Origin of the sequence: Hungatella hathewayi WAL-18680 (assembly GCF_000235505.1) — a bacterium.
Classification (GTDB): domain Bacteria; phylum Bacillota; class Clostridia; order Lachnospirales; family Lachnospiraceae; genus Hungatella_A; species Hungatella_A hathewayi_A.
This window is the reverse complement of record NZ_JH379028.1, coordinates 410,444-418,421: the sequence shown is the minus strand read 5'-3', so window position 1 is coordinate 418,421 and position 7,978 is coordinate 410,444. Positions and strand designations below refer to the sequence as shown.

7 protein-coding genes are annotated in these 7,978 nt (G+C 53.2%); 4 read left to right on the top strand and 3 right to left on the bottom strand.

All coding sequences use genetic code 11. The features are described 5' to 3' along the window. The 3 genes from HMPREF9473_RS17730 to HMPREF9473_RS17720 all read right to left on the bottom strand — a co-directional run. On the bottom strand, positions 1 to 279 hold a 279-nt coding region (locus tag HMPREF9473_RS17730; protein ID WP_006781568.1), incomplete at its 3' end, for an alpha/beta hydrolase. Between the two features lie 20 nt (positions 280 to 299). Beyond that, on the bottom strand, positions 300 to 1,652 hold the full coding sequence (locus tag HMPREF9473_RS17725) for an MFS transporter (RefSeq protein ID WP_006781567.1): 1,353 nt from the start codon (positions 1,650 to 1,652) through the stop codon (positions 300 to 302). A 121-nt stretch (positions 1,653 to 1,773) separates the two neighbouring features. Next, complete coding sequence (locus tag HMPREF9473_RS17720) at positions 1,774 to 2,646, bottom strand: AraC family transcriptional regulator (protein WP_006781566.1); 873 nt, start codon at positions 2,644 to 2,646, stop codon at positions 1,774 to 1,776. 156 nt (positions 2,647 to 2,802) lie between these two features. Here HMPREF9473_RS17720 and HMPREF9473_RS17715 point away from each other — a divergent pair, with 156 nt between their 5' ends. The 4 genes from HMPREF9473_RS17715 to HMPREF9473_RS17700 all read left to right on the top strand — a co-directional run bounded on the left by HMPREF9473_RS17715 (position 2,803) and on the right by HMPREF9473_RS17700 (position 7,957). Beyond that, positions 2,803 to 3,219 (top strand): DUF3842 family protein, encoded by a 417-nt coding sequence (locus HMPREF9473_RS17715; RefSeq protein WP_006781565.1) that lies wholly within the window; start codon positions 2,803 to 2,805, stop codon positions 3,217 to 3,219. 31 nt (positions 3,220 to 3,250) lie between these two features. Then, complete coding sequence (locus tag HMPREF9473_RS17710) at positions 3,251 to 3,961, top strand: response regulator transcription factor (RefSeq protein ID WP_034859597.1); 711 nt, start codon at positions 3,251 to 3,253, stop codon at positions 3,959 to 3,961. After that, the gene (locus HMPREF9473_RS17705; RefSeq protein ID WP_006781563.1) at positions 3,962 to 5,374 is read left to right on the top strand and encodes a sensor histidine kinase; all 1,413 of its coding nucleotides are present in this window, start codon (positions 3,962 to 3,964) and stop codon (positions 5,372 to 5,374) included. 117 nt (positions 5,375 to 5,491) lie between these two features. Next, a complete protein-coding gene (locus HMPREF9473_RS17700) occupies positions 5,492 to 7,957 on the top strand; it encodes an FtsX-like permease family protein (protein ID WP_034859778.1) in 2,466 nt (821 codons plus the stop codon). Positions 7,958 to 7,978: the final 21 nt, after the last annotated feature.

Below are 7,978 nucleotides of genomic sequence, written 5' to 3'. Positions count from 1 at the left end.
ATTCACCACCGCAAATCCCCGCATGGCCAGATCCATGCAGTAATACTGGTACCTCTCCTTATCCCCGTACACCCAGCCGCCGCCGTGCACGCTGACGATGACCGGAAGGTCTCCCTCCGCCTCTTTTGGGCGGTACACGTCAAGCACCTGGCAGGCGTCATCATTTCCATATACAATATCATCAAACCGGCGGATACCCTCCGGGGTGGTGAGACCGGCGTCCCGCTTGTCATCCCCCTCTTTAAATACTTTTCGAATCATATCACTTACTACCGACATCGTTTTTCTGTCCTTTCTATTTAGTTCGTCTCCCTTTTTGCTTCCAAATCTCTCTGGATATCCACGATATATTTGTCAATATTCATCAGACAGCAGAGCGCCAGGCAGATCAGTGCAATGATGGCCCCACTGTATCCAAATCCAAACCGTATCATATTGACTGCCGACTCCGACTGAACCGCGGCCGTCCCGTCATATCCGCCCATGGTGATAATCAGGGTGCAGAGGGCGGAGCCCAGGCCGATGCCCACCTTCATGCCGAAGGAGGTACAGCAGTTTACCAGACCTTCCGAGCGGATACCGGTCTTCCACTCCCCGTAATCCACCACATCCGCCGTCATGGCGAAAATACCGGACATAATCGGTCCCATACCGGTGCCTTTGATCACCAGACCGCACAGAACCAGCGGGAAGTTGGAGCCTGCCGCCCCTATGACCGTGCTTCCCACGGCCATCAGCCCTGCGCCGAGAATCATCAGCTTCCATTTCCCGAACTTCTTAATCAGCCCCGGCAGAATGAAATTCACAATGATGGCCGGAATCGTGGTCGCCATGGACACAAAGGTCAAATATCCTAAATTATTCAAAACGATATTGCAGAAATAGAACGTGGTGGAACCCGTGCTGACAACTCCAATATACAGGAACATAAACAACAGGCTCTGGATGTAAAAATACCGGTTTTTCAATAACGCCGGCAGAGCCAGCTTCAGCGGAACCGTCTCCACCTGCACCATCCCGGTCTCGGCGTCCTCCCCGATATGCTCCCTGGTTCCCAAAAAACAGATGAGGCACATGATAAAGGTGACAATTCCGTATGTAAGAGACAGCCAGAACCAGCCCACGGTGGACAGCAGAGTGGCGGTCACCGCATTGATGATTAATGTGGTCAGCTGTGTCATGATGAAACGGGTGGTGGCCGCCGACGCCCGGTCCTGGACATTGAGCGTCATCCGGGACAGCAGCGCGTTGAACGGCAGGTTGTTGGCCGTATACACGATACAGTTCTGGAAAATGTAGGTCAGATAGGCATAGACCAGTTTCCCATTTCCGCTCAGCCCGCCGGGCACATTGAATTCCAGAATCAGCGCAATCGCCATAAACGGCGCCGTCCACAGCACCCACGGTCTCGCCTTGCCCCATTTGGACTTCGTCCGGTCCACGATGGCCCCCATGATAATGTCGGTGACCCCGTCAAAAATCCGGGCCAGCAGCATCATGGTGCCGACCGCGGCCGCCGCGATACCCACCGTATCCGTGTAGTACGCCGTCAGAAATGTGGAGCATAACGCCACGGTCACATTGGCCCCGCAGTCTCCCATGCCGTAAGAAATCTTTTCCGACCATGATAAATTCTTTTTCTTGTTCTCCATTGTTTTCCCCTCTCTGGTACTTTGTTCTCATAAGTCCCATTATAGGGAGAAGCGTTCCTGATTTCCTTGCGTTTTTTATCCAAAAATGACCGTAAATTGACCAATCCCGGAGAAAATCCCGCTATTTTTCCCTGTTTCTTTCCATTTTTCTGTATTGAAACGGGGTGATGCCGTACTGCTTTTTGAAGGCCAGTATCAGCCTGCGGTCATCGGAAAAGCCGTTATTCAAGGCCACGTCCAGGATGCTGGCATCGGAGGACAACAGCTGTGTCTGCGCCTTCTGGAGCCTGTACTTTGTTAAATATTCCACAAACGTCATCCCGGTGTGTTTCTTGAAAAACCTTGCAAAATACTCCTTGGAGAAATAGAATTTCTCCGCAATCTCACACTGAGTGAGTTTCTCTTTATAGTGATTCTCAATATACTGCATGACGCCCTTCAACCGCTCAATATTCTTCTGGTTATTGATTGGCAGAATCGCGTCCCTCTCCGCCACCCCCTCCTGGGTGATGTGGTAGAGCAGCTGGAGCACCAGACCCCTGATATAGATTTTCTCGTAGGTGGACAGCTTTACACTGTCATGAAACCGGGACAGCTCCAGCATCAATGTCCCAATCTCCGGGCGGGCCGTCTCCTTCTCATTTAAGAAGTACATGGACTTAAAGTCCGGAAATACCGCCTCCAGGAACTCCCTGGAAATGATCAGCACAATCACCACCTTCTCCCCGTCCCCATACACCTCCCGGTCCGGGATAATGTTGTGGGCGCTCTCGGAATTCACCACAATCAGTCTCCCCGGCTTGGAGCGGATGCGCATCCCGTCGATATAATGGATGCTGTGTCCCCGAAGCGTATAGACAATCTCCAGCTCCTCATGCCAGTGATTAAACAAAAGTGAAACATTCTCCGGTTTCGGATAGGGAACACAGTAGATATGGAATGGATTATCGATGTCATACTCAAACATCTGCCGCTTTGCAATCGGCTCGCTCATGGTATCTCACGCCCCTTTCGACCGCTCTCTTTCTTTCCTACCATTATAGCGGAATTCCACGGCAATGTAAATTTTCGTTTATCAATTTGACAGGAATCTCCACGGCAGTTAAAATAAAGGGGACTGTATTTGATGATGACAACAAAGGAGAAGAATATGAAACTTACGGTAATTGACGGCCAGGGCGGGAAAATGGGGAAATCGGTGATTGAGCAGTTGAAGAAGCAGCACCCGGACCTGGAGATTTACGCCATCGGGACCAACAGCATCGCCACCTCCGCCATGTTGAAGGCAGGGGCGGATTACGGCGCCACGGGGGAGAACCCGGCCATTGTAAATGCGGAGGATTCCGACATCATTATCGGACCTATCGGGATTGTGTTTGCCAATTCCCTGCTTGGGGAGATCACCCCGGCCATTGCCACGGCGGTGGGGGCCAGCAGGGCGTTTAAGATATTGATACCGGTAAACCGGTGTAACCACTTCGTGGTGGGATGCGAGGACGCGGGGCTTGGGGAGTATATCCGGATGGTCTGTGAGAAAGTGGATGAGATGGTGAAGGAAATTTTATGATTCCCGCCACTCTAAAAATAGAAGGTGGTTGATGAAAATGGAAGCTGATATTCTGCTGGTTGACGACGAAAAAGAGATTTTGGATTTGATGGAAGAGGTGCTGTTAAAGGAGGGATTTCACCATATCCGGAAGGCCTGTAATGGAGCCGATGCCCTGCGCATCTGCCGGGAGTTTCACCCCCATGTCATTGTCTTAGATATCATGCTTCCGGACATGGACGGGCTGGAGGTCTGCAAAAAAATCCGTGAATTTTCCTACTGTTCTATTTTGTTTTTGTCCTCAAGAAACGATGACATCGACAAGATACTGGGGCTTTCCTGTGGCGGTGACGACTACATTACCAAACCTTTCAGTCCCAGGGAGGTGGTGTTCCGCATCAAGGCCCAGCTCCGCCGCCAGCAGTATCAGACTTCATCGCCATCCGGGCATGACGCCCGTCTGACGGCCGGCCCTCTGACTATTGATAAGGAGAGCTGCCGGGCCTGGAAGGATGGGCGGGAAATCGAATTGACCGGCCGGGAATTTCTGCTACTGGCCTATCTCATGGAACATGGGGACCACATTATCAGCAAGGAGCGGCTCTACGAACAGGTGTGGGGAGAATACAGCAGTATCTGCGATAACACCATCATGGTGCATATCCGGCATCTGCGGGAAAAAATCGAGGATTCCCCCTCCCATCCACAGCAGCTCATCACCGTGAAAGGGTTGGGCTACAAGCTCAAAAAGAGGATTGATTAGATGAAACGCTCAGGTTACCGCACCATATTTCATATCTACCTGCTGTTCTTTCTGTCGCTGTCCGGCGCGGTTCTGCTTGCCGGATACCTGTTCTTTCTGACCATCACCATAGAGACGCCGGATGGCCGGATTCTGCGAAGCGACTGGCCCCAGACCTATACGGAGCATTTTCAGGAGCAAATCCTGTTTACCGGCGGTGCGCCGAAGCTGACCCAGGCGGGAATGGCAAAGCTGCAGGATTATGGAATTGGGATTCAGATATTGGACGCTTCCGGTTACGAGGTGTACAGCTATCGGAAGCCGGAGCATGGGAATACCGCCTATTCCAGTGTGGAGCTGCTGCAGCTCTATGAGACTGGGCGGACGGAAGGCAGTGGGACAACCGCCTTTGCCGGAAGCATTTCCAATCAGGGGAATTCCTACGCTTACGTGCTGTATTTCCCCGAACATGTCTCCAAAATCACGATGTACGTCAATGGAGAACGGTTCAGCGGCGGCAAAATGGTGATACTGCCGATTCTGGCCGCCCTGCTTTTGCTTATCCTGGCTGCCGGCGTTCTGTATGGACTTTTTACCACAAATGCCATCAAACGGTTGACGGCTTCCGTGGAGGAAATCGCCCACCGCCGCTATCTTCCCGTCCAAAATCACGGCGTGTTCCACGATTTGTACGACGGGCTGAACACGCTGGATGAGGAAATCCGGGCCAGCGACCGGCTGCAGGCGCAGACGGAGAAGATGCGGGAGGAATGGATTGCCAATATCACCCACGATTTGAAGACGCCGCTCTCTCCTATCCGGGGCTACGGGGAGATTCTTTACGAGGCGGACGGCAAAAGCGGGGAGGAATGCAGGCGTTACGGGGGCATTCTTCTGAAAAATGTCTCCTATATGGAAACTCTGATCGATGATTTGAAGCTGACCTATCAGCTGGATGGGGGCATGTTCCCTTTGCACCGGGAGGACGGGAATCTCATCCGGTTTCTGAGAGAACTGGTGATTGATATTCTGAATACGCCAGAATATGAAAACCGTGTCATCCATTTTGAGAGTGAGGCGGACAGCCTTTCCTTTTCCTTTGACCAGACACTATTTACAAGAGCATTTCGCAATCTGGTTATCAATGCCTTTGCCCATGGGGAGGAGCACACGGAGGTCACCCTCCGCGTCTTCGCTGACGACGAGCGGTTGGAAATTCTGGTGGCCGACAATGGCGCGGGCATGAAACCGGAGACGGTGGAGCATCTTTTCGAGCGCTATTACCGGGGCGCCGATACCGGGCAGAAACCGGAGGGTACCGGTCTGGGGCTGGCAATTGTGAAGGGGATTGTGGAGCTGCACGGCGGCAGCATATCCGTCACCAGCGCTCCGGCCGCAGGAACTTCCTTTCGGATTACATTTCCACTGCGTTAAGGTTAATTAAGGCTGCCTGAATGTTAGATTAAGATTGGCAGGTTATCATGAATGATGTGATAGCCAGCCAATTCTTTTTTTATTTTACTAATTGAAGGAGGTGTGATTTTGAACATTATATGGAAGTATATCTTTACCAACGTCAGGGAGAGAAAAACCAGGAGCGCGGTCATGCTGCTGTCTATCCTGCTGTCCACCACGCTGCTGTTCGTGTCTTTTTCCATCGGCGAGTCCTATGAAAGCGCGCAGCGGAAAATGGCCCGGGGGATGGCCGGCAGCGCGACGCTCTCCGTCACTGCTGTCCATGGAGGAATCGGCGGCAGCGTCCTGCCACAGCTGCCCTCCATCCGTGCCAGTGTTGGAATCGTGAAGGGGGCGGCCCTTTATCACGAGAACGGTTATTATGAAACTGTGGATTTGATTGGGGCCGATTTGGATTCTCTGGGTGACATCAACCCTCCCCGTCTGGTAAACGGCGGGGAAATCACGGATTTTACCGGGAATCAGGTCGTACTGCCGGACCGCTTTACCTCAAAATATGGAATTGAAAAGGGGGATGCCATCACGCTGCTGATTGGCGGGGAGGCCGTTTCTCTGGAGGTGGCAGATATCGCGGCTTACGACACGGTGTTTCTGCGCCACACGAGAGGGGCCACCGCTCTGCTGCCGCTGGACACCCTGTCCGGGCTGCTGGGCCAGGCGGACGGCTATACGGAGCTTCTTGTGGAGCCGGCCGCAGGAACTTCTACCATCCAGCTGAAGGAGGAATTGACGACCCTGCTGCCGGCTGGGAAATACCGGGTTTCGGAGGTGGTCAATGAGGTGCAGATTGCCGCCGATGCGAGGCAGAAATCCATGCCCTTTTTCCTGATCAGCTTTTTCTCCCTGACCATGAGCATTTTCATCATCTATGGGAGCTACAAGGTGATTACTCTGGACCGGCTGCCGGTGATTGGCACCTTCCGGAGCATTGGCGCCACCCAAAGAGCCGTGACCCGGATTCTGCTGCTGGAAAGCGAGGTGTATGGTGTGGCTGGCGGCCTGATTGGAATTCCCGCCGGCGTGCTGGTTCTGAAACTGATACTGAATGGGATGGGGAAATCGCTCTCCCAGGGAATTGAACTTCCTGTCGTCATCTCCCCGGCCGGTATTGCCTTATCTCTCGCTGTTGCGGTGGTGGTATCCCTGCTTTCCGCATGGTTTCCGGTGCGCCGGGCAAGCCGGCTGCCGATTAAGGACGTGGTGCTGGGAAGTGTGGAAGAACAGGCGGTCTCCCACCGGTTTATCATTGGAGCCGGAGTCCTGCTCTTCCTGATTTCCATGGTTCTGCCCAGGCTGGCGTCCGGACGGCTGCTCTATCTGGCCGGTGGATGTTCCCTGTTGGGGCTGATTGCCGCCGCCATCTTGATCGTTCCTCTGCTGACGAACCTGCTCTCCAAAGTTTTGGAGCGGTTCTACGGGGCAGTCCTTGGAAATGAAGGCCGGCTCGCCGCCCGGAATATGCGGGATAACAAAAACATTTCCCAGAATATCACCTTGCTGTTTATCAGCATTTCCGCAGTGATAGCCATTACGGTCGTGGGGGACTTTGTGACTGCCTACGTGGGCGACGTGTTCCGGGACGCAAAGCTTCAGGGGTTTGCGGACGGAAGGATGGATGTGGAATTTGTGGAGCAGGTAGAGGAGATGGAGGGGATAGAACTGGTGCTGCCTCTGTATGTTTTTAAGAATCAGATTGAGGCGGACGGCATAGTATTAAACCGCCTGGAGGGAACTGACAATCTGGAGCGGTATAGCTCCATGATGGCGCTTCACTATACCCGGACTGGGATGGAGGAGCAGGCTGTGGCCGCCTTTGCAGGGGACAGGGCCCTGCTGTTAAGTGAGAGCTGTTTGGAGCGCACCGGCTTTTCCGTGGGAGATACCATCTCATTGAGCGGCGGCGCGGAGTCATTTGACTATCTTATCGTGGGCAGCTTTAAGTCAAGGGCTACGGACGTAGAGGCGGTGATTTCCGCCACGGATGCGGTTTCCGATTTCGGCGCTTCCGACTATGGTTTTCTCGCCTACACCGCCGCCGACCCGGACGCCATCATGGTGCAAATCCGGGATTTGTTCGGGGAAACCTCCAACTGGAGCCGGACGGTGGAGGAATTTAACCAGGACGCCCTGTCGACTGTCGGAGCTTTTTTACAGCCCATGCACAGTATGACCTGGTTTATCCTGCTGCTGGCGGCTGTGGGGATTATCAACAACCTGCTCATCAATTACATGCAGAAACGGCGGACAACTGCCATGTATAAATCCGTGGGACTCTCCAACCGCCAGCATATGAAAATGACGCTGGTCGAAGGGTTTTCGTCCGGGTTGATTGGCGCCGCCATTGCCATCTTTGTGTCCTATATGGAAATCCGGACCATCTTTCTTGTGGCCGGGCCGAAAATTGCAATGACGCCGGAACTGGATGCCGCCACCTTTCTGATGGCTAGCGTTATGGGAATCATGGTGACTTTGGGCGGCTCTGTCGTCCCTATCTTGAAAAGCAGGAAGATGAAACTAGTGGAAGAAATCAAATTTGAATAATGGAATCGGATGGGAGAATGT